19 protein-coding genes and 1 other RNA gene are annotated in these 22,299 nt (G+C 73.5%); 9 read left to right on the forward strand and 11 right to left on the reverse strand.

All coding sequences use genetic code 11. The annotated features are described in order from the left end of the window. Positions 1-136: 136 nt before the first annotated feature. The 3 genes from eda to yaaA all read right to left on the reverse strand — a co-directional run bounded on the left by eda (position 137) and on the right by yaaA (position 3,429). Positions 137-772: a bifunctional 4-hydroxy-2-oxoglutarate aldolase/2-dehydro-3-deoxy-phosphogluconate aldolase gene (gene eda / locus ACH4SP_RS16100; protein ID WP_398415175.1), complete on the reverse strand. Its 636-nt coding sequence runs from the start codon at positions 770-772 to the stop codon at positions 137-139. Between the two features lie 1,046 nt (positions 773-1,818). After that, positions 1,819-2,463, reverse strand: a complete 645-nt coding sequence (locus ACH4SP_RS16105; protein WP_398415177.1) for a GNAT family N-acetyltransferase — start codon at positions 2,461-2,463, stop codon at positions 1,819-1,821. A gap of 165 nt (positions 2,464-2,628) precedes the next feature. Further along, positions 2,629-3,429 (reverse strand): peroxide stress protein YaaA, encoded by an 801-nt coding sequence (gene yaaA, locus ACH4SP_RS16110; RefSeq protein ID WP_398415179.1) that lies wholly within the window; start codon positions 3,427-3,429, stop codon positions 2,629-2,631. 120 nt (positions 3,430-3,549) lie between these two features. Here yaaA and ACH4SP_RS16115 point away from each other — a divergent pair, with 120 nt between their 5' ends. Beyond that, positions 3,550-5,022: an RNB domain-containing ribonuclease gene (locus tag ACH4SP_RS16115; protein WP_398415182.1), complete on the forward strand. Its 1,473-nt coding sequence runs from the start codon at positions 3,550-3,552 to the stop codon at positions 5,020-5,022. Here ACH4SP_RS16115 and ACH4SP_RS16120 read toward each other — a convergent pair. Together ACH4SP_RS16120 and ACH4SP_RS16125 are read right to left on the reverse strand one after the other, a co-directional pair. Further along, positions 4,967-5,935 carry a hypothetical protein gene (locus ACH4SP_RS16120; RefSeq protein ID WP_398415184.1) on the reverse strand — a complete coding sequence of 323 codons (969 nt, stop codon included), beginning with the start codon at positions 5,933-5,935 and terminating at the stop codon, positions 4,967-4,969. The genes ACH4SP_RS16115 and ACH4SP_RS16120 overlap by 56 nt on opposite strands. Then, positions 5,932-6,693 carry a MerR family transcriptional regulator gene (locus tag ACH4SP_RS16125; RefSeq protein ID WP_398415186.1) on the reverse strand — a complete coding sequence of 254 codons (762 nt, stop codon included), beginning with the start codon at positions 6,691-6,693 and terminating at the stop codon, positions 5,932-5,934. The genes ACH4SP_RS16120 and ACH4SP_RS16125 overlap by 4 nt, the downstream gene beginning before the upstream one ends. Positions 6,694-6,791: 98 nt before the next feature. Here ACH4SP_RS16125 and rnpB point away from each other — a divergent pair. From rnpB to ACH4SP_RS16145, 4 genes are all read left to right on the forward strand, one after another. After that, positions 6,792-7,198: RNase P RNA component class A (gene rnpB, locus ACH4SP_RS16130), an RNA gene on the forward strand. A gap of 153 nt (positions 7,199-7,351) precedes the next feature. Beyond that, complete coding sequence (locus ACH4SP_RS16135; RefSeq protein WP_398415188.1) at positions 7,352-9,622, forward strand: LuxR C-terminal-related transcriptional regulator; 2,271 nt, start codon at positions 7,352-7,354, stop codon at positions 9,620-9,622. Positions 9,623-9,691: 69 nt separating this feature from the next. Further along, positions 9,692-10,714 (forward strand): hypothetical protein, encoded by a 1,023-nt coding sequence (locus ACH4SP_RS16140; RefSeq protein WP_398415190.1) that lies wholly within the window; start codon positions 9,692-9,694, stop codon positions 10,712-10,714. Between the two features lie 106 nt (positions 10,715-10,820). Beyond that, positions 10,821-11,144 (forward strand): nuclear transport factor 2 family protein, encoded by a 324-nt coding sequence (locus ACH4SP_RS16145; RefSeq protein ID WP_398415193.1) that lies wholly within the window; start codon positions 10,821-10,823, stop codon positions 11,142-11,144. Positions 11,145-11,154: 10 nt separating this feature from the next. Here the strand turns inward: ACH4SP_RS16145 and ACH4SP_RS16150 are convergent, their stop codons facing one another. Beyond that, positions 11,155-12,048 carry a PhzF family phenazine biosynthesis protein gene (locus ACH4SP_RS16150; RefSeq protein WP_398415195.1) on the reverse strand — a complete coding sequence of 298 codons (894 nt, stop codon included), beginning with the start codon at positions 12,046-12,048 and terminating at the stop codon, positions 11,155-11,157. Between the two features lie 268 nt (positions 12,049-12,316). Continuing rightward, a complete protein-coding gene (locus ACH4SP_RS16155) occupies positions 12,317-13,066 on the reverse strand; it encodes an SDR family oxidoreductase (protein ID WP_398415197.1) in 750 nt (249 codons plus the stop codon). A 106-nt stretch (positions 13,067-13,172) separates the two neighbouring features. On the opposite strand from ACH4SP_RS16155, the gene ACH4SP_RS16160 reads away from it, so the two are divergent. After that, positions 13,173-14,822 (forward strand): alkaline phosphatase D family protein, encoded by a 1,650-nt coding sequence (locus tag ACH4SP_RS16160; RefSeq protein ID WP_398415199.1) that lies wholly within the window; start codon positions 13,173-13,175, stop codon positions 14,820-14,822. On the opposite strand, the gene ACH4SP_RS16165 is transcribed toward ACH4SP_RS16160, so the two are convergent. Further along, positions 14,809-15,819, reverse strand: a complete 1,011-nt coding sequence (locus ACH4SP_RS16165) for a Gfo/Idh/MocA family protein (protein ID WP_398415201.1) — start codon at positions 15,817-15,819, stop codon at positions 14,809-14,811. The genes ACH4SP_RS16160 and ACH4SP_RS16165 overlap by 14 nt on opposite strands. Positions 15,820-15,913: 94 nt before the next feature. On the opposite strand from ACH4SP_RS16165, the gene ACH4SP_RS16170 reads away from it, so the two are divergent. Further along, complete coding sequence (locus ACH4SP_RS16170; RefSeq protein ID WP_398415203.1) at positions 15,914-17,362, forward strand: Bcr/CflA family multidrug efflux MFS transporter; 1,449 nt, start codon at positions 15,914-15,916, stop codon at positions 17,360-17,362. Positions 17,363-17,395: 33 nt separating this feature from the next. On the opposite strand, the gene ACH4SP_RS16175 is transcribed toward ACH4SP_RS16170, so the two are convergent. Both ACH4SP_RS16175 and ACH4SP_RS16180 read right to left on the reverse strand, forming a co-directional pair. Beyond that, the gene (locus ACH4SP_RS16175; protein ID WP_398415205.1) at positions 17,396-17,770 is read right to left on the reverse strand and encodes a hypothetical protein; all 375 of its coding nucleotides are present in this window, start codon (positions 17,768-17,770) and stop codon (positions 17,396-17,398) included. 40 nt (positions 17,771-17,810) lie between these two features. Continuing rightward, positions 17,811-19,262: a hypothetical protein gene (locus ACH4SP_RS16180; RefSeq protein ID WP_398415207.1), complete on the reverse strand. Its 1,452-nt coding sequence runs from the start codon at positions 19,260-19,262 to the stop codon at positions 17,811-17,813. Between the two features lie 137 nt (positions 19,263-19,399). On the opposite strand from ACH4SP_RS16180, the gene ACH4SP_RS16185 reads away from it, so the two are divergent. Then, entirely contained in the window at positions 19,400-20,401 is a 1,002-nt protein-coding gene (locus ACH4SP_RS16185; RefSeq protein WP_398415209.1) for a small ribosomal subunit Rsm22 family protein, read from the forward strand. Between the two features lie 107 nt (positions 20,402-20,508). On the opposite strand, the gene ddaH is transcribed toward ACH4SP_RS16185, so the two are convergent. Beyond that, the gene (gene ddaH / locus ACH4SP_RS16190) at positions 20,509-21,333 is read right to left on the reverse strand and encodes a dimethylargininase (protein ID WP_398415211.1); all 825 of its coding nucleotides are present in this window, start codon (positions 21,331-21,333) and stop codon (positions 20,509-20,511) included. A gap of 168 nt (positions 21,334-21,501) precedes the next feature. Here ddaH and ACH4SP_RS16195 point away from each other — a divergent pair, with 168 nt between their 5' ends. Further along, positions 21,502-22,119, forward strand: a complete 618-nt coding sequence (locus ACH4SP_RS16195; RefSeq protein ID WP_398415213.1) for a TetR/AcrR family transcriptional regulator — start codon at positions 21,502-21,504, stop codon at positions 22,117-22,119. The last annotated feature ends 180 nt before the right edge of the window (positions 22,120-22,299 follow it).

Below are 22,299 nucleotides of genomic sequence, written 5' to 3' on the forward strand. Positions count from 1 at the left end.
ATCCCCTTCCCGGTCGGCCGCCCCCGGTTCTCCCGGATCTCGAACTCCATCGCATCCCCTGAGCTGGGGTGTTGCGACAACCACTAGAACTCAAGCGGCCGCCGGGGGCTTCGTCGTACCGGCCGGCGACCAACGGCTACCGGAGTGCGGCCGCCTCGCGGGCCAGCGACTCCACCCGGCCCCAGTCCTTGTCCCGCAGCGCGTCGGCCGGGAGCATCCAGGTCCCGCCCACGCAGCCGACGTTGGGCAGGCCGAGGTAGGCCGGGGCGGAGGCGAGGGAGATCCCGCCGGTCGGGCAGAAGCGGGCCTGCGGGAGCGGGGCGGACAGCGACTTGAGGTACGCGGTGCCGCCGGCGGCCTCGGCCGGGAAGAACTTCATCTCGGTGACGCCGCGTTCGAGGAGCGCGACGACCTCGGAGGTGGTGGACACCCCGGGGAGGAAGGGGAGTCCGGACCCCTTCATGGCGTCGAGGAGGGTGTCCGTCCAACCCGGGCTGACCAGGAACCGCGCTCCGGCGGAGAGGGAGTCGGCGACACCGGCGGGGGATATGACGGTCCCGGCGCCGACGACCGCGTCCGGCACCTCGTCCGCGATCGCCCGGATGGCGTCCAGCGCGGCGGGGGTACGGAGGGTGACCTCGATGGCGGTCAGTCCACCGGCGACGAGGGCACGGGCGAGCGGAACGGCATCGACGGCGTCGTCGAGGACGACCACGGGGACGACGGGGGCGAGGTCGAGCACGGAGGGACCGGAGGGTGCGGAGGAGGCCATGAGGGCATCCTGCCGCGCACCGAGTGTTCTGCGCAACGAGCGTTGCGCAATGTGCAACGTCTGGGGCGGTCGGGGACACCATCGGAGCAGAGCTCGCGCGAGCCGGACCGGGCCACGACCGGCAGACCTCGCACGGGCGGGGGAATGAGCCGGGCAGGGCTCGTGCGGGCGGGGTCCGTGAGCCGGGCAGCTGTGCGGGCCGGGTCGGGATGGGTGCAGGCCTCGTACGGGCGGGGCCACGACCGACAGGCCTCGTGCGGCGGGGTCGTGGTGGGCGTAGGCCCCGTGCGGGTCGTGCCGCGACCGGCGCAGAGCCCGTGCGGGCCAGGGTGTGACCGGCAGGCCTCGTGCGGACCGGGGCGTGAGCCGCGCGGTCCCCGTGCGGGCCCGGGTGCTACCGGCAGGCCTCGTGCACGCGGGGGCGTGAGTCGCGCGGACCCCGTTCGGGCCAGGGCGTGACCGGTGCAGGGCGTGCGCGGGCGGGGCCGCGATCCGCGCGGGGCCTGTGCGGGCGGGGGCGTGGGCCGGGCAGGCCTCGTGCGGGCGGGGCTGTGAGTTGCGCGGACCCGGTTCGGGTCAGGGTGTGACCGGTGCAGGCCTTGTGGGGGCGGGGGTGCGATTCGCGCGGGGCCCGTGCGGGCCCGGGTGCTACCGGCAGGCCTCGTGCGGGCTGGGTCGTGACCGGCAGGCCTCGTGCGGGCCGGGGCGTGGGCCGGGCAGGTCCCGTGCGGGCGGGGCTGTGAGCCGCGCGGACCCGGTTCGGGCCGGGGTGTGACCGGTGCTGGCCTTGTGGGGGCGGGGCCGCGATTCGCGCGGGGCCCGTGCGGGCCCGGCCGCTACCGGCAGGCCTCGCGTGGGCTGGGTCGTGACCGGCAGGCCTCGTGCGGGCCGGGTCGTGAGCCGCGCGGTCCCGGTTCGGGCCGGGGTGTGACCGGTGCAGGCCGTGCGCGGGCGGGGGTGCGATTCGCGCGGGGCCCGTGCGGGCCCGGGTGCTACCGGCAGGCCTCGTGCGGGCCGGGGTGCGTGCCGGGTGGGGATCGTGGGTGTTAGGCCGCGATCAGTAGTGCCTCCGCGCCCACCGGCCGGTAGCCCGCCGCCTGGAAGGCGCGGACGCTTCGGGCGTTGCCCGGGGCCTGCTGCGACCAGATCACGTCGCCCGCCGGGATCATGTGCCGCGCCGACTCCGCCAGTGCCCGCCCCAGGCCCCGGTGCCGCGACTCCTCGTCCACCTCGATCGCCGTCTCCCAGCGTCCGGCCAGACCGCGGCCGACGATCAGGATGCCGCCGCCCTCGGACGACCAGACCCGTACCTCGTCGCGGTACTTGCGGGCCCGCACCACCCTCGGGTGGTCCGGGTCCTCGATCGGCGTCAGCTCCAGCGGCGGCGGGCCCTCCAGTGCGGAGGCCAGCGTGAGCGAGCCGACCGTGTCCATGCGGCGGCCGGTGCGCACCATCAGCGCGGCCAGGAACGCCGGGTGCAGGGAGGCCGAGAAGGGGTCGGGACAGGCCTCCTCCAGGGTGGCCCGTATCCACTCCGGGTCCTGGTCGGAGAAGATCACCGAGTGCGCCGTGAAGGCGAGCACTCCCGCGTCGCGGGGGCTCGGCTGGGGCACGACGACGGTCCGGCCGTCGGGCGCCGGGTACTGCCCCTGTGCCACGGAGGTCAGAATGTCGCGCAATGAGCTGGGCACAGGGTTCCTCTGGTGGGTTTCGAACGAGCTGCAGTTGTTGCGATTGGATGAAATGCAACCTGTCCACTCTACGCGCATCAACCCAGTGCTCCGAAGGGCGCCGGGCTGCGCCCGGCAGGCCCGGGTGGACCTCGTCCGGCCTTGCGTCCGGCCTCGCGTCGGACCTCAGTGGATCTGGTGGACCACCACGTCCAGCGACCACGGCCGGCCCGCCTTCGCGGGCTCCGCCGCCTCGACGACATGGCCGAGGTCGCGCAGGGCGACGACCAGCTCGGCGGGGTCCGCCGGGGCGGCACCCGCCACCAGGAGGTCCCGTACGATCCGGCCCTTGGTCGCCTTGTTGAAGTGGCTGACCACCGACCGCTTCTCGACGCCGTCGACGATCTGCGCATGCAGCACGCGCACGGTCGCCGTGCGGCCCGCGACGTCGCCCTGCGGCTTCCACGCCGCCGCGTAGGCGGACGAGCGCAGGTCCAGGACCAGCCCGTCCCCGGCCGCCTCCGGCATCACCTCCGCCATCGCGGGCCGCCAGTACGCGCCGAGCGCCCCGAGCCCCGGCAGCTTCACGCCCATCGAGCAGCGGTACGAGGGGATCCGGTCGCCGACCCCCACCGCACCCCACAGCCCCGAGAACACCAGCAGCCACTGCCTGGCCCGCTTGCGGGCCGCCGCGTCCAGCGACGCCAGGTCCAGGGCGTCGTACAGCACCCCGGTGTAGATCTCCCCGGCGGGACGCGTGCCGGCGGTGAGGAGTTCGGCGTTCTTGGCGACCTCGCCGCGCAGCCCCTCGCTCAGCCCGAGCACCAGCCGGGCCTTCTCCTCGTCGCCCCGGCACAGCTCCACCAGCTCTTCCAGCACCGCCGTCCGGGCCGCCGTGAGGCCCGGCAGCGACAGGGACTCCGGCTTCAGCGGGGCACCGCGCCCCGGAGCGGCCTTTCCTTCGGAGGGCGGCAGGAGGACGAGCACGGGGTGACTCCTTCGTACGTACGGGGTGAACGAACCAGGCAACGGTAATCCGTTGGACGAGTACGCCGGACCGCCGCCTTCCGCCGTGCCGCATCCGGCTGCGCGTCCTACGCTCGATCCATGCCACGCCGCCATATCCACGTGACCGGCGCCGCCGAGGCCGCTCCGCTGCGGGCAGCCCTGCGCGAGCTGCGGACGACGCTCGACGTGCCCGCCGATCCGGCGGGGCCCGACGCCTTCCCGCCCGAGGTGCTGGCCGAGGCACAGCGGACGGCGAAGAACCCGATGCTGCCCGCCGATCCGTACGACGCCACGGACCTCCCCTTCTTCACCATCGACCCGCCCGCCTCCACCGACCTCGACCAGGCCATGCACCTGGCGCGGCGGACGGGCGGCGGGTTCCGGGTGCACTACGCGATCGCGGACGTGGCCGCCTTCGTGGCCCCCGGCGGAGCGCTCGACGCCGAGGCGCACCGGCGGGTCACCACCCTCTACTTCCCGGACGAGAAGGTTCCGCTGCATCCGCAGATGCTCTCCGAGGGGGCCGCGAGCCTCCTCCCGGACCAGACCTGTCCGGCGCTCCTGTGGCGGATCGACCTCGACGCGGACGGGCGGGCCGTCGCCACGGACGTACGCCGCGCCCTGGTCCGCAGCCGCGCCAAGCTGGACTACGCGGGGGTGCAGCAGCGGGTCGACGCCGGTACGGCGGAGGAGCCCCTCGCACTGCTCCGCGACATCGGACTGCTGCGCGAGGAGCAGGAACGGGCCCGCGGCGGCATCTCCCTCAACGTCCCCGAGCAGGAGATCGAGCTCCGCGACGGCGCCTACCGCCTCACCTACCGCACCCCGTTGCCCGCCGACGGCTGGAACGCACAGATCTCCCTGCTCACCGGGACGGTCGCCGCCGACCTCATGACGGCGGCCGGCACCGGAATCCTGCGCACCCTCCCCGCCGCCCCGGACGGCGCGGTCGCCCGGCTGCGCCGCACCGCGCGCGCCCTGCGCATCGACTGGCCGCACCACACCTCGTACGCCGACATCGTCCGCGGTCTCGATCCGGCGGAACCCGCCCACGCCGCGTTCCTGCAGGAGTGCACGACCCTGCTCCGGGGTGCGGGCTACACCGTCTTCACCGGCGGCGATCTCCCCGACCCGGCGATCCACGCCGCCGTGGCGGCCCCGTACACCCACTGCACCGCGCCCCTGCGCCGCCTCGTCGACCGGTACGCGGGCGAGCTGTGCGTGGCGGCGGTGGCGGGCGACGAGCCCCCGGAGTGGGTGATGTCCGCGCTCCCCGACCTCCCGAAGAAGATGGCGGAGGGCACCCGGCGGCAGAACACCGTCGAGCGCGAGTGCGTCGACATCGTCGAGGCGGCCCTCCTCAAGGACCGCATCGGCGAGCTCTTCGACGCGCACGTGGTGGACGTCAAGGACCGTGAACCGACGGTCGGCACCGTCCAGTTGGACAGTGCCGACCTCGCGGTCATCGCCCGCGTCGAGGGCGGCGTCGACCTTCCCCTCGGCGAACGCATCCGGGTCAGGCTGACGCAGGCAGACCCGGGGGCGGCGAAGGTGCTGTTCGCCCCGGCCTGACGGTGTCCGCGGCGTGCACGGTGTCCGCGGCGTGCACGGTGTCTGCGGCGTTCATGGAGTCCGCGGCGTGCACGGAGTCCGCGGCGCTCATGGAGTCCGTGGCGCTCATGGAGTCCGCGGCGTCCGCCCGCGCCCGCCTGGCCGCCTCCACCAGCCCCCGTGCGTCGTCCGCGTGGAAGCGCACGGTGGTCACCGGGCGCCGCTTCCCCAGCAGCGACACGGCCTCCACCGGTGCGCTCAGCTCCACGGTCACCGAGGTCTGCGACGCCACGGCCAGCTCCAGCAGACCGTCCTCCTGCGCCCCCGGATTCAGCCGCAGCTCGTACCGTACGGACGTGATCAGGGCCGCCGGGAGGTCCAGGTCCACGTGCGCGCCCGCCCGCACCCGCAGCCCGCCGTCCGGCCGTACGACATGGGGCCGGGTCACGGCGGCGCCCTGCAGCCCGAGGATCAGCACCACCGTGTATACGTCCACCACCAGGAACGCCGTCTGCACCACGGGCAGCCCCGCGAGCAGCACATGCAGCCCCACCGTCTCCACCACGCACACGAACGCGAAGCCCCACAGCAGCGCAGTCTGCGCCTTCGCGTGGCCGAACGCGAGATCCCCCGCCCCGACCCCGTGCCTGCGCCGCGCCGCCCACCGCCCGAGCGACACCCACAGCCGCAGCTCGTGCCCCAGCAGCCGTCGTACGGGCTCGGGCACCAGCTCGGCCACGGCCTCGCGCGTCGTGAGCCCGCGGCGCCGCAGCCCCACGAAGACGGCCAGCTCGGCCAGCACCACCGCCAGCACCACCGCCTCGGCGGCGAGCAGCACCGCCGACGGCACCCGTACGCCGCTCAACAGGCAGACGAGCAGCGCCAGTTCGGCGGGCAGCGCGGTGTAGGCGACAGCTCTGAGTACCTTCTTCATCCGCCTTCACCCCTCTTGGTCACGATGTGCATGGCCTGCCGTACGACCTCCGCCTGGGCGGGAGCGAAATCGGCGAAGAACGCCCGCAGGAAGGTGTCGTTCTCGTCCAGTGCCGTCCCCTCCTCCCACAGCCCGTCCGGAATGCAGGAGGCCAGCAGCCGCGCCGCCTCCGGCACCCGGGGATCGTCGGCCGCCGCGTCCACCAGCGCGTCGAGCAGGGCGTACACCTCCTGGGTGCGCTCCGCCGCGCCCGGCACCGCCGCCGCCTCGCGCAGCGCCTCCACCATCCGCCCGCGCGCCTCGGGCGGGGCGGTGGTGTCCAGCAGGGCGAGCATCTCGCGGTCCTTCGCCGCCGCGCCGCCGACCGCCGGAAGCTCCCGCAGCAGCTCGCCCAGCTCCGTCGACACCGGCCCCTCCGGCGACAGGCTGCCGTCCCGCGCCTGCTCAAGGAGTACGCCGATCCGCGCCCGCCGGGCCTTGATCTCCGCCTCCTGCCGGGCCAGGTCCTCGTCCAACTCGCCCAGTACTTCGGCGAGTTCGCGCCCCGCATCGTCCCGTACGACGTCCCGCACCTCGTCGAGACCGAGCCCCAGCTCGGTGAGCCGCCTGATCCGGGCGAGCACGACGGCGTCCCGCAGCCCGTACTCGCGGTAGCCGTTCGCCCGCCGCACGGGCTCGGGCAGCAGTCCGACATGGTGGTAGTGCCGCACCGCACGCGTGGTGATACCGACGAGCGCGGCGATCTCTCCGATCCGCATGCCCCCAGTAGAAACGTTGACGCTGCGGCAAGGTCAAGCACCGCCGTGCGGCGTCGGCCGCGTCCCGCCCCGCCGGGTAGCATGGTCGGCACGGCAGACGAGTCGGCCGGGCGGCCGCGTGGGGACCCTTCGGGGATCCTCCCGAGGAACGTCCGGGCTCCACAGAGCAGGGTGATGGCTAACGGCCACCCGGGGTGACCCGCGGGAAAGTGCCACAGAGAACAGACCGCCTGGGACCGCGAGGTCCTCGGTAAGGGTGAAACGGTGGTGTAAGAGACCACCAGCGTCCGGGGCGACTCGGACGGCTAGGTAAACCCCACCCGGAGCAAGGTCAAGAGGGGCCGTCGGAAGACGGCTCTGCGCGGACGTCCGAGGGCTGCTCGCCCGAGTTCGCGGGTAGACCGCACGAGGCCGGTGGCAACGCCGGCCCTAGATGGATGGCCGTCTCCGCGGCTGCCGCGAGGCGGCCGTGAGACAGAACCCGGCGTACAGGCCGGCTCGTTCTGCTGTGGCCCTGCCCAAGGGTTCTCCCTTGGGCAGGGCCATTTTCCGTTCAGAACCGGGCTTTATTACGCCCTTTTATCGCCAGTTGTTGCCAGATGATTTCCCCAACTGCAAGATCTTGATCATGTCTGAGGTGCCTTCTCTTCCTTGCAGAGTGACGCTCGGTGCGCGGGACGTGCCGATGCTGCGCCGGTTCTACCGCGGACTGGGCTGGGCGGAACTGCCGGGCAGCGACGACGGCCGGGCCGGCTTCCTGCTCGCGGGGGTACTGCTGGTGCTGTGTCCCGTGTCCGGGCCGCCCGCCGTCACGGCCGCCCGCAGCGCCTCGGACATCCATGAGTGGTCGGGCATCACGCTGACCTGTGCCGTGGAGAGCGCGCAGCAGGTGGATGCCGCTTTCGCGGCCGCGGTGGCCGCCGGTGCAGGCACGGTGGCAGGGCCGGCCGACCGCCCCGCAGGGGGCCGGTCGGCGTACATCGCCGACCCCGAGGGCAACCGCTGGGAGATCGCGTGGGCGCCCCTCGCCGAAGGGCGGACCACGGGAGAGGAAGCGCTGCTCGCCCTCCGCGTCCCGGCCGAGACCCACCGGGCGGGCGCCGAACTGCTGCACCGCCGGGGCGCACCGGACGAGGCGGTCGCCGCGCTCCTGGTGGCGGCGGGCGGGAGCGGGCCCGGCTGGGCCGCCGACACGCTGCTGTGCGCCGCCCGCACCGCGTGCCGCGAGGGAAGGACCGAGGAGGCGGTGGGCTTTCTGCGACGGGCGTTGAAGGAGCCGCTGCCGCCCTCCCGGCGCGGCGGCGTACTGACGGAACTCGGCAGTCTGGAGGTGACGCTGGGCCCGGCGGAACGGGCCCTGGGCGTACGGCACCTGGCCGAGTCGGTGCGGCTTGCGCAGCAGTCCGACACGAGCGTCTTCAAGGCCGCGAACGCCCTGGGCGCGGCGCTCGCCGCCCGTGGCCAGACCTCGATCGCGCTGGAAGTGATGGAGGAGCTGTCCGAGCGGTTCACCGGCCACCCGGAACTGACCCGTGCCGTTCAGGGCGCCGCGGCCCTGATCGCCTCGCACGACGGGGACAGCTGGCTGGAAACGGTGGACAGGCTGCGCAGGCTGTCCGCCGCCGCACCCCTGCGCCCGGCGCCTTCCGTACGTGCGCTGCTCGCCGAATTCGACTCCACCAGCGGCCGGTTGACGGCCGCCGAGGCCCTCGCGGTCGCCCGCGAGGTGACCGCGGAACCGCCGGACCGGCTCTCCCGGACGTACGTACTGGCCTCCGCCGCCACGCTCGCCCAGTGGGCCGACGCACTCGCACTCGCCGACCGCCTGGTCGAGGACGGATTGAGCGGGCACCGTGGCCCGTCGTCCGACCCGGGCCACCAGAGCCTGCTCAGCGTCCACGCCGAGAGCCTGGTGATGCGCGGCCGCTACCGGGAACTGCTGGAGGCGTGCCACGGCTGGGGCATCCCGGTCGGCCCGCCGCCCGCACACCCCGCCCCTGACCATGCGCGCCCCGCCCCCGACCATGCTCACCCGGCCCCGGACCGCACCCGCCCCGCCCCCTCCGGCCCGGACAACGCCCACCTGGTGGCACAGGCCGTCATCGCGCTCACCGAGACGGGCCGCACCGCCGAAGCCCGTCGACTGGCAGGCTCGGTCACCGCCGACGCCTCCCAGGGGTCCTGGCAGTGGAACGAATTCCTGTACGCCCGAGGGCTGTTGAGCCTCGCCGAAGGTGACCCCGCCGCCGCCCTCGACGACCTGCTGGAGTGCGGCCGCCGGCAGAGCGAACGGCAGGTGATCAGCCCGATCGTCACCCCGTGGCGGTCCGCCGCGGCCGACTGCCACCTGCTCCTCGGCAGGCCAGGCGCGGCCGTCGCGCTCGCGGCCGAGGAACTGGAGGCGGCCCGCCGCTGGGGCACCCCTCGCTGCATCGGCCGGGCCATGCGGGCGCTCGGCACCGCCACCGGCAGCCGGGCCGGCCTGCAGGCCGTCGGGCAGGCCGTCGACCTGCTGCGCACCCCCGACACCACCCCCGAACTCGTCGCCGCCCTCGCCGCCCACGGCAGGATGCTCGCCGAGACCGGTCACCGCACCGCCGCCCGGCAGACCTTGCGGGAGGCCGCCCGGTACGCCGAGCGGATGGGCGCCGACCGCTGGAGCGCCGTGGTCACCGACCTGCTCGCCGCCGCCGGAGCCCGCCGCGCCACCGCCCGCCGGACCGGCGCCCACGCCCTCACCAGCAGCGAACGGCGCATCTGCGACCTGGCCGCACAGGGCCACTCCAACCCGGAGATCGCAGCACTGCTGCACCTGGCGCTGCGCACCGTGGAGACCCACCTGACGAACAGCTTCCGCAAGCTCGGCGTACGGCGACGCATGGAACTCGCCGGGCAGCTCACGGCCGAACCTGTCGCACGGGCCCGGTGAAGGCACGGATCGGGCACGGACTAGGGTGCCCGGGTGACTTTTGGATCAAGTGGTACCGGTGGGGAATTCGTGCGTGCGGTCGGGGAGTTCGAGGCGGCCGTCGCCGCGCGTGATCCGCAGGCGACCGGGGACTCCTTCGACGCGGTACGGCGGAGTTTCGGGCACGCAGGGCCGGACGAGGTGCGGGAGGGCGGGCCGCGGCTGGCCGGGCTGCTGACCGCCGCACCCGACGGGATACGGGCGGTGATCGCGGTGATCGTCGGGGCCTGTGCGGAGCGCGGTGCGGATCCGGGGCTGTGTGCGCCCGGGGTGTTCGCGGGGATGCGGGACGTACTGGAGGACGTACTGGAGTTCTGCGCGCTCTGGGAGGAGACCGGGGGCGGGAAGTTCCCCGACCCGGAGTCGGAGGAGCACGCACAGGGCCCGGACGACGACGTCGTGGCGCGGGTCGGCTTCCCGGCGGCCGTCGCCTGGTGGACGCTGCCGCAGTGGCGGATGGCGGCCTTCGCGATGCTGAACGAGGAGGCCGGGCGTCAACAGGTCGGGTGCAGGCGGGAGTTGCTGGCGCTGCTGGCCCGGATCGAGTGGGCGTCCGAGGAGTCCTTCAAGGGCCTGTGCTACGCGCTGCGGGTGCTCGACGGGGAGCCCGTGGTGGTGCTGCACCGGGAGAGCAGGGCCGGTTTCCTCGTACGGATCAGCGGCATCGGGGACAACTTCCAGCTGCACACGCTGCTCGCCGACGCGCTGGTGGGCGGCGGGCACCTGCCGGGGGACGCGCCGTCGGCGGACGCGGTGGCCGTGTGCCGGGACGTGGCGGGGCAGGTCCTGACGTACGGGTCGTTCAACCTGGTCGGCGCCGACGGGGGCTGGATCTGGAACGAGGGGGATCCGAGCGACATCCCGGTGGTCGGCGGGGAGGGCGGGCGCGGTGGGGTCCGGGTGCTCGTGCTCGATCCGGAGCCGTACGCGCGCAGCTGGCCCGCCGGGCGGTACTTCCCCGCCATGACCGGTGGCCTGGTGCTGGAGCGGGTGCTGGGGAGGGACGAGACCGAGGGCTGGTTCTCCTACGTTTCCCCTGCTCAGGCGCGGTAAGGGGGGTCGCCGAGGTGCGGGGCGGGGTGGGGCGGGGCAGGCTGGGAGGCCCGGGAGCAGCCCGGGTCCCACAGCCCCACCGCCTCACAGCTAGGAGAGCAGCGCCATGTCCGTACCTGTCGACCAGCTCAGCGAGCCCACCGTGCGGGCCTTCGTCACCGCGGTGAACGCCGGTGACAAGGCCGCTTTCCACGCACTGCTCACACCCGGCGCGACCATGTCCGACGACGGTTCGGACCGGGACCTCGCGGAGTGGACCGACCGGGAGATGTTCTCCTCGGGCGGGCACATGGACGTCGAGTCGGAGTCGGACGGCGGGCTCGGGCTCGTCGTCGACTACCGGAACGACACCTGGGGATCGATGCGGACCGCGTGGCGGTTCGTGGTGGACGGCGGGAAGGTGTCGCGGTTCGAGACGGGGCAGGCGTGAGGGCCCGGCCCTAGTCGGACAGGCTCCGGGCGGTCGGGTCGGTGATGCGGGTTCCCGTGCCGCCGACCCGGACGCGGGGGTCGCCCGCGCGGAGTTCGACGGTGAGGACGCCGGGGCGGCCCAGGTCGTCGCCCTGGTGGAGGGTGAGGGTCGAGTCGGCGGCCACCAGCCCGAGTTCGCGCGCGTACGCACCGAAGGCGGCTGCCGCGGCGCCCGTCGCCGGGTCCTCGACCACGCCGCCCACCGGGAACGGGTCGCGGACGTGGAAGACCGTGTCCGACGTGCGGTGCACGAGCTGGACCGTGGTCAGGTCGAGGCGGCGCATGAGCGCGGCCAGGCGCTCGAAGTCGTACGAGAGGTCGGCCAGGCGGGCGCGGGTGGCCGCGGCCAGGACCAGGTGGCGGGCACCGGCATAGGCGATCCGGGGCGGAATGGCGGGGTCCAGCTCGGTGGCGGCCCAGTCGAGGGCGGCGAGTGCTTCGGCGACGTCCGCTTCGGGGGCGGGCTCGGTGTGGGGCTCGACGCTGGTGAGGACGGCGTGCGGGGTGCGGCCGGGGGCCGTGGTGACGGTCACCGGCACCGTGCCGGCCTTCGTCTCGAAGACGAGGTCGACCGGTCCGAGCCGCTCGCCGAGCGCGACGGCGGTCGCGACGGTGGCGTGGCCGCAGAAGGGGACTTCGGCTCTGGGGCTGAAGTAGCGGACGGTGTAGGTGTGTTGGCCGTCGGCCGGGACGAGGAACGCGGTCTCGCTGTAGCCGAGGTCGGCGGCGATGGCGAGCATGTCGGCGTCGGCGAGGGCGGACGCGTCCAGCACGACTCCGGCGGGGTTGCCGCCGGCGGGGTCGGCGGAGAAGGCGGTGTAGCGGAGGATTTCGGGGGTGGCGGGGCGAGGCGTCGTAGTCATGTTGCGGGCAACGGCCGAGGGGCGGGTTGCATTCCCACTGGCCGCGGGTCGGGGGTGGTCGTCGTGCGGGCACGTCGTGGCTGATCGCGCAGTTCCCCGCGCCCCTAAGTCAGCCCTCTTGGGCAGCGGGGCCGCCCCCCCGGGGGCAGTGGGGTCTCCCCTGCTCCTTAAGAGCTTGGGGAAGGGTGGGCAAGGGGGCGGCCCCCCCACTGCGGCGCGCCTCTCCCCGACCGCACGCGCTCGCCACCGCCCCCCGCCCCGCGCGACCTCACCCCCGCCCCACGTACGGCATCGCCGTAGCCATCACCGTCGCAAACTGCATATTCGCCTCCAGCGGCAGTTCCGCCATGTGCCGTACCGTCCCCGCCACCTCCCGCACGTCCATCACGGGCTCCACCGCCAGCTGCCCGTTGGCCTGCAGGATTCCCGTCCGCATCCGTTCCGTCATGTCCGTCGCCGCGTTGCCGATGTCGATCTGGCTCACCGCGATCCGGTACGGACGGCCGTCCAGGGAGAGTGACTTGGTCAGGCCCGTCATCGCGTGCTTGGTGGTCGTGTAGGCGACCGAGTGCGGGCGCGGCGCGTGGGCCGAGATCGAGCCGTTGTTGATGATCCGGCCGCCCTGCGGGGACTGCTCCTTCATCTGCCGGTACGCCGCCTGCGCGCACAGGAACGCGCCGGTGACGTTCACCTGGACCACCGACTGCCAGTCGGCGTGGCTGAGTTCTTCGGTCGGCGTGGAGCCGGGGCCGAACGTTCCCGCGTTGTTGAAGAGCAGGTCCAGGCGCCCGTACCGCTCCCGTACCGCCGTGAAGAGCGCGGTCACCGCCTCGGGGTCCGCGACGTCCGTCGGGACGGAGAGGGTTTCGCCGCCCGCCAGTTCCGCCGTCCGCGCGAGCGGCTGCGCGCGCCGGCCCGCCAGCGCCACCGACCAGCCGGACGCGGCCAGCTCCACCGCCACCGCCCGGCCGATGCCGGAGCCCGCCCCTGTCACCACCGCGATCTTCTGAGTGCTCATGGGCAGGGAGGGTAGTCACCCGCGCCGCACAGGAACTCATCTGTCCGTCATGTGGTGGACGTGTACGTGACAAGCGGGGGCCGTCCCCGGCGGGTGGGCTTCTTGCATGACCCGTACTCACGCACCCGAACTGCTCGCCGCCGCACGCCAGTTGACGCACCACCGGCGCGGCTTCCTCACCGTCGCCGGAGCCGCCGCCACCCTCGCCTTCGCCACCAACCTCCTGGGCATGGGCGGCGCCGATGCCCACGCCGCCTCCGTCGCCGACTTCGACGCCCGGCGGATCAAGGAGGATCCGTTCGTGCTCGGCGTGGCGTCGGGGGACCCCCACCCCGGCTCCGTGCTGCTCTGGACGCGGCTCGCTCCCAGACCGTACGAAACGGACAGCGGGCTGCCCAAGGCCCGGGTCCGGGTGGAGTGGGAGGTCGCGCACGACGAGCGCTTCCGGCGGACCGTGCGGCGGGGCAGCGTCACCGCGCATCCCGAGTTCCACCACAGCGTGCACGTCGAGGTGGACGGGCTGGCGCCGGACCGGGTCTTCTACTACCGCTTCCGGGCGGGGAGTTGGCTGAGCCCCGTCGGGCGCACGCGGACCGCGCCCGCGCGCGGGGCGCGCGTCGGTGAGCTGCGGCTCGGGGTCGTCTCCTGCCAGGCGTACCACGACGGGTACTTCACCGCGTACAAGCATCTGGCGGGGGAGGACGTCGACGCCGTCCTGCACCTCGGGGACTACCTCTACGAGTACGCGGTGAACGCGGTCGGCGGCGAGCGCAAGTACACCGACCGGCGGCTGCCCGCGCACTTCAACCGCGAGACCGTGACCCTGGAGGACTACCGGCTGCGGTACGCCCTCTACAAGTCCGACCCGGACCTGCGGGCCGCCCACGCCGCGCACCCCTTCGTCGTCACCTGGGACGACCACGAGACCGAGAACAACTACGCGGGCGGCACCCCGGAGAACGACGTCCCGCCGGAGGAGTTCCTGCTGCGGCGGGCCGCCGCCTACCGCGCGTACTGGGAGAACCAGCCGCTGCGCGCCCCGCAGCGGCCCACGGGACCCGACATGCGGCTCTACCGGCGGCTGCGGTTCGGGCGGCTCGCCCAGTTCGACATCCTCGACACCCGGCAGTACCGCTCCGACCAGGCGTACGGCGACGGATGGCAGGTCCCCGGGCCGGAGTCGGAGAATCCGGTGCGCACCATGACCGGCGCGGCGCAGGAGCGGTGGCTGATCGACGGCTGGCGCAGCGGGACACGGCCGGTGTGGAACGTCCTCCCGCAGCAGGTGACCTTCGCCGAGCGCCGCAACCAGTCGGCCCCCGGCTTCAAGCTCAGCATGGACTCCTGGGACGGCTACCCGGCCTCGCGCGAGCGCATCCTCGCCGGGGCCGAGTCGGCGGGGGTGAAGAACCTGCTGGTGCTGACCGGGGACGTGCACGTCTCGTACGGGCTCGACATCAAGCGGGACTTCCGCGACCCCGGCGCCCGGATCGTCGGTACCGAGATCGTCACCACCTCCATAGCGAGCGGGAAGAACGGGCTGGACCGGCCCGCCGACTGGGAGCGGATGACCGGCGCCAACCCGCACATGAAGCACTACAACGGGCGGCGCGGCTACGCCCTGGTCACCCTCACCCCGCAACAGGCCCGCGCCGACTTCCGGACCATGGAGGCGGTCACGACACCGGGAGCCCCGATCCGCACCGCCGCGTCCTTCGTCACAGAGGCGGGCAACCCGGGCCTCAAGCCCGTCTAGTCACCTCCTGCGGATACCGCACACCGATCCTCTCCCGCACCGCGTCCAGCGTCCTCATCACCGCCAGACTGCCCTCCAGCGGTACGAGCGGGGACTCGCGCGCGCCCGCCCGCAGACAGCGCATCACCTCGGCCGCCTCGTGCCGCAGGCTGTCGTGCGGGACGCCGTCGGCGGCGACGACCTCCTGGGGGTCGTGGCCGTCGCGGTGCAGCGTGAAGCGCTCCGGGAAGAAGAAGCCGTGCGGAACCTCGATGCGGCCCTTCGTACCGGTGACGGACGCGACGACCGGGGTCGCGGCGGTGACCGAGCAGGACAGGGTGGCCAGGGCGCCCCGGTCCGGCCAGCCGAGCAGGATGCCGGTGTTCAGGTCGACGCCCTCGGGGGAGAGGAGCGCCGTCGCCTGTACGGTGCCTGGCTCGCCCAGCAGCAGGTGGGCGAACGACACCGGGTAGACGCCCAGGTCGAGCAGTGCGCCGCCGCCCTGGGCGGGGTCGCGCAGCCGGTGGTCGGCGGCGAAGGGGCCGGGGATGCCGAAGTCGGCCTGGACGGTCCTGACCTCGCCGATCGCGCCGTCCTCGACCAGGGCGGCCAGACGCCGGACCAGGGGATTGCAGTACATCCACATCGCTTCCATCAGGAAGCGGTCGTGGCTGCGGGCGAGGGCGATCAGTTCCGCCGCCTCGGGGGCGTTCAGGGTGAAGGACTTCTCGCAGAGGACCGCGCGGCCCGCCTCCAGGCACATCCCGGCCGCCGCCCGGTGCGCCGAGTGCGGTCCGGCCACGTACACGACGTCGATGTCGTCGTCGGCGGCCAGCTCGGCCCAACTCCCGTACGCGCGGGGGATGTCGAACCGGTCGGCGAAGGCCTTCGCGCGTTCCGGGGTGCGGGACGCGACCGCCACCACCTCCGCGTCCGGCATCTTCCGCAGGTCGGCGGTGAACGCCGAGGCGATCCCCCCGGTGGCCAGTACTCCCCAGCGTATGGGCCCGCTGTTCATCCGCCCCACCCCTCGCTCCCGCGTCGGGAGCCTGTTCCCAGCACTCTGGACGAGCTGAGAGCATAGGTCGGTATTCAACGAAACGGGAGCGACGATGCCGGACAGCGGCCGCAAGACGGCGGCAGCGGGACAGGACCACATACCCTCGGCGGGCGCGGAAGCCACGGCCGCGGTCGAGTCGGCGACGGCGGCGGCAGCCGCGGAGTCCGCCACCGCCGCGACGGCGGGCCCCGTGACCGCCGTACCCGCCCAGGCCACCGGCCCGGCCGCCCAGGCCGCCGCTCGGGCCGCCGCCCCCGCGGCGGGGCCCACCGCCGGGGCTCCCGCCTCCACCGCCGTCCGTCGCACCAGCCTCCTCGTCACGCTCGTCCTCGGCGGGCTCACCGCGCTGCCGCCGCTGTCCATGGACATGTACCTCCCGGCGCTGCCCGAGGTGACCAAGGCGCTCAGCTCGCCCGCCGCGACCGTCCAGCTCACCCTGACGGCCTGCCTGGCCGGCATGGCGCTCGGCCAGCTCGTCGTCGGTCCGCTCAGCGACAAGCTCGGGCGCCGCCGTCCGCTGCTCTTCGGCATGGTCGTGTACGTCCTCGCGACCGCCATCTGCGCGCTCGCGCCGAACGCCGAACTCCTCATCGCCTTCCGTCTGTTGCAGGGCCTGGCGGGCGCCGCCGGAATCGTCATCGCCCGAGCCGTGGTCCGCGACATGTACGACGGCGTGGAGATGGCGAGGTTCTTCTCCACCCTGATGCTGATCTCCGGCGTGGCCCCGGTCATCGCGCCCGTCATCGGCGGACAGGTGCTGCGCCTCACCGACTGGCGCGGCATCTTCTACGTGCTGACGGGCGTGGGCGTCGTGCTCACCCTCGTGGTGTGGAAGTGGCTGCACGAGACGCTGCCGCAGGAGCGGCGGCACACCGGCGGCGTCGGGGAGGCCCTGCGCACCATGAAGGGGCTCCTCGCCGACCGCGTCTTCACCGGGTACATGATCACCGGCGGTCTCGCCTTCGCCGTCCTCTTCGCCTACATCAGCGCCTCCCCCTTCGTCGTGCAGGAGATCTACGGCGCGTCCGCGCAGACCTTCAGCCTGCTCTTCGGCGTGAACTCCGTCGGCCTGATCGTCGTCGGCCAGATCAACGGCAAGGTCCTCGTCGGCCGGGTCCGCCTCGACAAGGTGCTGGCCTTCGGCCTCGCCGTCGTCACCCTCGCCGCCGTCGCCCTGCTGCTGATGACGAGCGGAGTGTTCGGGAAGGTCGGGCTGTGGCCGGTGGCCGCCGGGCTGTTCGTCCTCATGTCGGCGATGGGTCTGATCATGCCCAGCACCAACACCCAGGCCCTGATGCGCACCCCGCACGCGGCGGGCTCCGCCTCCGCGCTGCTCGGCACGACCTCGTTCCTGGTCGGTGCGATCGCCTCGCCGCTGGTCGGCATCGCGGGCGAGACGACGGCGGTCCCGATGGCCGTCGTACAACTGGTGTGCGCACTGCTCGCCGTGGGGTGCTTCGTGGGGCTGTGCCGCCCCTGGCAGCGGACCTCGGAGGCGTAGTACCGGAAAGTGGCCCGCTGCCCTTGGGCGCCGTTACGCGAGCGAGCGGAAGCGGCGCAGCAGTTCCACCGCCGGTGCGCTGTCGGGGTCGAAGGGGTAGAGGCCCTCCTGCTTGTGCGGGACGGCCGGGCCCCAGAGGCGGGCGGCGTGGCACTCGTACGAGAACGCGATCTCGAAGAGCATGCCGCGCGCCCCGTGCACCCGCAGCCCCCATCCGGGCAGGAACGTCTGGCCCGGCCGGCTGGCCGGGAGCTCCTTCACCAGGGCCAGCGCCTCGCGCGCCTCGGCCTCCTCCCAGAGTGCCGTGTCCTCGCCCGTCATGGTCTTCGGCAGCGGGTCGTTGGCGTCCGGGGTGATGCGGACGACTTCGATCAGCTCGGTCTGCTCGTGTGCGCTGGGCAGCAACATCCGCTCAGAGTGGCCGAGTTCACGCCGGTGCGCCAGCGTTTCAGCTACGGGGGTACCCGATCAGGTGCTGCCGGTCCTGCCGGTCCGTCCAGCGGAACAGGCCGGTGCCCGCCACCTCCGCCTCCGGCAGCACCGTGGTGTCCGCCAGCGCGGCCGGTACGGCGGTGCCCAGCGGCACCTCGACGGGGGTGCCGCCCGCCGAGGTCGGACTCGTCGTGCCGTACGCGGTGCCCCCGTCGGTGACCGAGGTCAGGGTCACCGGCCTGGTGCCCTCCTCCTCCTGGAAGCAGTGGCCCGTCCGCACGCCCTTGGGGACGGGGGTGCGGAGGTCGAAGGCCAGGTTCCCCGCCACCAGGTAGCCGCCGCCCGGGTCCGTCGCCGCCTGCGGGTACGCGCCCGGCTCTATCGCCGGCTTGCGGCAGTCGACCGTCGCGAGGACCTTGCCGGTGTCCGCGTCGTGCACCGCCCACCGGTCCCAGCCGTCCGGCTTCTTCTTCTGCCACTTCGCCAGTACGTGGCCGGAGGCCGTCACCGAGGTCGGCAGACCGGACGCCGGGTCGGCGCCCACGGGCGCGACCGACCTGCTGTACCAGCCGCCCCGCACCCAGAATTCGGTACGCCCGCCGACCAGCAGCCCCTTCGCGGTCAGGCCCCTGACCTCGGTGCGGGCCCGGCAGTTCCGGCAGTCCCTGGGCGGCCGGAGGTCGTCCGCCGCCACGGTGGACGGCCGCCCGGTGAGCGGGTCCACCACCGTCGACGCCGCCGCACCGTCGGTGATCAGGATGCCGGGCCCGGTGCCGGACACCACCGGGACGCCCGTCCAGGGCAGCTCGACGTGGAGCTGGTGGCCGGTCCCGGCGTCGTACACGTCGAGGGCGACGACCGAGTCCCCGGTCGAGAGCGCGTCCGAGCCGCCGACCTTCCCGTACGACCAGGTGACGAAGAAGCGGCGGTCGCCCTTGGCGACGGACAGCAGCCGGGGGAAGTGCGCCGGGTCGGAGAGGGACCGCCACGGCGGGCCCGTCCAGACGGGCTTCCCGGTCGCCGCGTCGTACGCACGGAGCACGAACCGGCCGGAGCCGGAGCGCTCCACGTGGGCGAGGAGGGGGGACGAGGGCGAGTGGGCGGAGGGCCCGGGGGACGGCTGGGCGGGCGGCTGCGTGGAAGGCCCGGGGGACGGTCGGGCGGGCGGTTCGGTGGACGGTTCGGCGGGGGGCAGGGCGAGCGCGTACTCCGCCGAGCCGCCGACGATCTGCCAGGCACGCCCCTTCGCCGTGCTGTACACGGCGGGGACCCGGAGGCGGGGGACGGGCCCGGACGCGGTGTCCTGCTCCGTCCGGGCCGCACCGCTGTCCGTGCCGGAGCCCCTGCCCGCCTTGTCGTCCTTGCTGCCCTTGTCGTCCTGGGCGCCGCCGCAGGTGGCCAGGACGAGCAGCAGCGCCAGGACGGCGACTCCGGCCACCAGTGCCGTCCGCACGATCCGCTGTCCCATTGCTTCCCCCGGTTTCCCCCGGCGCGTCCCACCGGACGCGCCGCCCCCAGAAACGGTCAACGGCTGTCAGCGTATGCAACTGCCCCTGGATGCGCAGCAGTTCCCTCACGTCCCTTTTTGCCCCCTACACTTTTCCGGTGAACTCCACCCTCTCCCTCCCGGAAGTCCTGCGCGGCGCCCTCGCGGGACTGCTCGACGGGCTGCCGCCCAAGCAGGCGACGCAGGCCGTCGACCGGCTGATCGCCAACTACCGGGGGACCACTCCGACCGACGCCCCGGTCCTGCGGGACCGCTCCGACGTGGCCGCGTACGCGGCCTACCGGATGCCCGCGACCTTCGAGGCGGTACGGTCCGCGCTCGGCGCGCTGCGGGACGCCGCGCCCGGGTGGACGCCGGACACGCACCTCGACGTCGGGGGCGGGACCGGAGCCGCCAGCTGGGCCGTCACCGAGGCCTGGGGGACGCAGCGGAGCACCGTCCTCGACTGGGCGGAACCCGCCCTCGCGCTCGGCCGGGAGCTGGCCGAGGCGTCGGGGGTGCCCGCGCTGCGCAACACCGTGTGGCAGCGCTCTCGGATCGGATCGGCGCTCACCATCGAGAGCACTGATCTCGTCACCGTGTCGTACGTGCTGAAGGAGCTGACCGAGGGCGACCGGGACACCCTCGTCGACCAGGCCGCCCGGGCCGCGTCCGGGGCCGTCGTCATCGTCGAGCCGGGCACGCCCGACGGCTACCGCCGCATCCTCGCGGCCCGTGAGCGGCTGATCGCGGCGGGGCTGCGCGTCGCCGCGCCCTGCCCGCACAGTGCCGCCTGCCCGATCGACCCGGCGGGCACCGACTGGTGCCACTTCTCGGCCCGGGTCAGCAGGTCCTCGCTGCACCGGAAGGTCAAGGGGGGTTCGCTGGCGTACGAGGACGAGAAGTTCGCGTACGTGGCGGCGGTGCGGGACGACGCGGTCGACGCCACCCCGGTCGCCGCCCGCGTCGTGCGCAAGCCGCAGATCCGCAAGGGCCTGGTCATGCTGGAGCTGTGCCGGGCGGACGGCGAGCAGGCCAAGGAGAACGTCTCCAAGAAGCACGGAGACCTCTACAAGGCTGCCCGCGACACCGACTGGGGCGACCAGTGGCCGCCCCTTTAGGGGCGCGGGGCTGTGCTGACGATGCGGCTCCGCCGCGCGGGCGCGACCAGCCACAATGTGCCCGCGGGCAAACACCGAACAGCAAGTTCCCCGAACCCCACCCCCTCTCAGCTGCGCAGCTCCTGCGTGCAGCACTTCACACTGCCACCGCCCTTGAGCAGCTCGCCCAGGTCCATGCCGATCGGCTCGAAGCCACGCGCGCGCAGCGGTTCGTACAGACCGGTCGCCGCGTGCGGCAGCAGCACGTGGCGGCCGTCGCTCACGGCGTTGAGGCCGAGGGCCGCCGCGTCCGCCTCCTCGGCGATCACCGCGTCGGGGAACAGCCGGGCGAGGACGGCGCGGCTGCCGGGGGAGAAGGCGCCCGGGTAGTACATGACCTCGTCGGTGCGGTCGTCGAGGACGGCGAGCGCCGTGTCCAGGTGGTAGTAGCGGGGGTCGACGAGGTCCAGGCCGATGACCGGGCGGCCGAAGAACTCCTGCGCCTCGTCGTGCGCGGCCGAGGTCGAGCGGAAGCCGCGGCCGGCCAGGATCCAGGAGGACGTGACGGCGAAGTCGCCCTCGCCCTCGTTGACGTGGTCGGGTTCGAGGAGGTCCGCGAAGCCGTGGTCGCGGAACCACTCGCGGTGGGCCTCGGCCTCCGCGGTGCGTTCCGCGTAGGCGAAGCGGGCGCCCAGGACGCGGCCGTCCACGACGGTGGCGCCGTTCGCGGCGAACACCATGTCGGGGAGGCCGGGGCGGGGATCGAGCAGCTCGACGGTGTGGCCGAGCGCCAGGTAGCGGTCGCGCAGGTCCTCCCACTGCGCGAGGGCGAGGGGGAGTTCGACGGGCTTGGCGGGGTCCATCCAGGGGTTGATGGAGTACGTGACCCTGAAGTGCTCCGGGGGGCACATCAGGTAGCGGCGGGGCGCGGCGTCACGAATGCGTCCGGGCAATGAGGGCTCCTCACGAACGACGGGTACGGCCGGGAGGCACGGTGTGTGCCTGGTGCCATGGTCGGTGGTGGTGGGGCTTTTTAGCTGTGCACCGAAAGGGTGGTTCGGAGTGCCACGAGATACCTAGAGACGATGCGTATCGTCTCGCCCCGCTGGTAGATTGCCACCATGGCAGCCCCCGGCAAGACCCCCGACTCCGCCCGCCGCAGCGACCGCTCCCGCCGCGCCATCTACGACGCCGCCCTCGCCCTCGTCGGCGAGGTCGGCTACCAGAAGACGACCATCGAGGGCATCGCCGCCCGCGCGGGCGTGGGCAAGCAGACCATCTACCGCTGGTGGCCCTCCAAGGCGGCCGTCCTCCTGGAGGCCTTCGTGGACCTCAACGAGCAGGCGGCCGAGGCCGTCGGAGAGGTCGGGCAGGCGCTTCCCGACACGGGCGACCTGGTGGCCGACCTCAAGTTCGTCCTGCGCGCGACCGTCGATGAACTCGTCGACCCCAAGTACGACATCCCCACCCGGGCCCTGGCCGCCGAGGGCATCGTCGACGCGGAGCTCGGCGCCCAGTACGTCGACAAGATGCTGCGTCCGTCCCTCCAGCTGTACGTGGACCGGCTGCGGGCCGGGCAGGAGGCGGGCCAGGTCCGGCCCGACGTGGACCCCGAGATCGCCCTGGAGCTGTTCACCGGGCCGCTCACCCACCGCTGGTTCCTGCGCACGGCGCCGCTCACCCACGCGTACGCGGACAGCCTCGTCGAGTACGCCGTGCACGGTCTCGCCCCGCGCTGAGCACCGCACGGGGAAGGCGCGGGGAGGTGTGGGAAGAGGTGTACGGAAAGGCACGGGGAAAGGTGTGGGGAACGGCACTCGGTGCCGTCACCGGTGACCCCGGATGCGGACACCTGCCACCGGAGGAGCAGGATGGTGCGAGCATGGACGGGTCCGCCGGGGGCGAGAGCTCAGGGCCGG

Origin of the sequence: Streptomyces sp. NPDC021093, from assembly GCF_044333135.1 — a bacterium.
GTDB lineage: Bacteria > Actinomycetota > Actinomycetes > Streptomycetales > Streptomycetaceae > Streptomyces.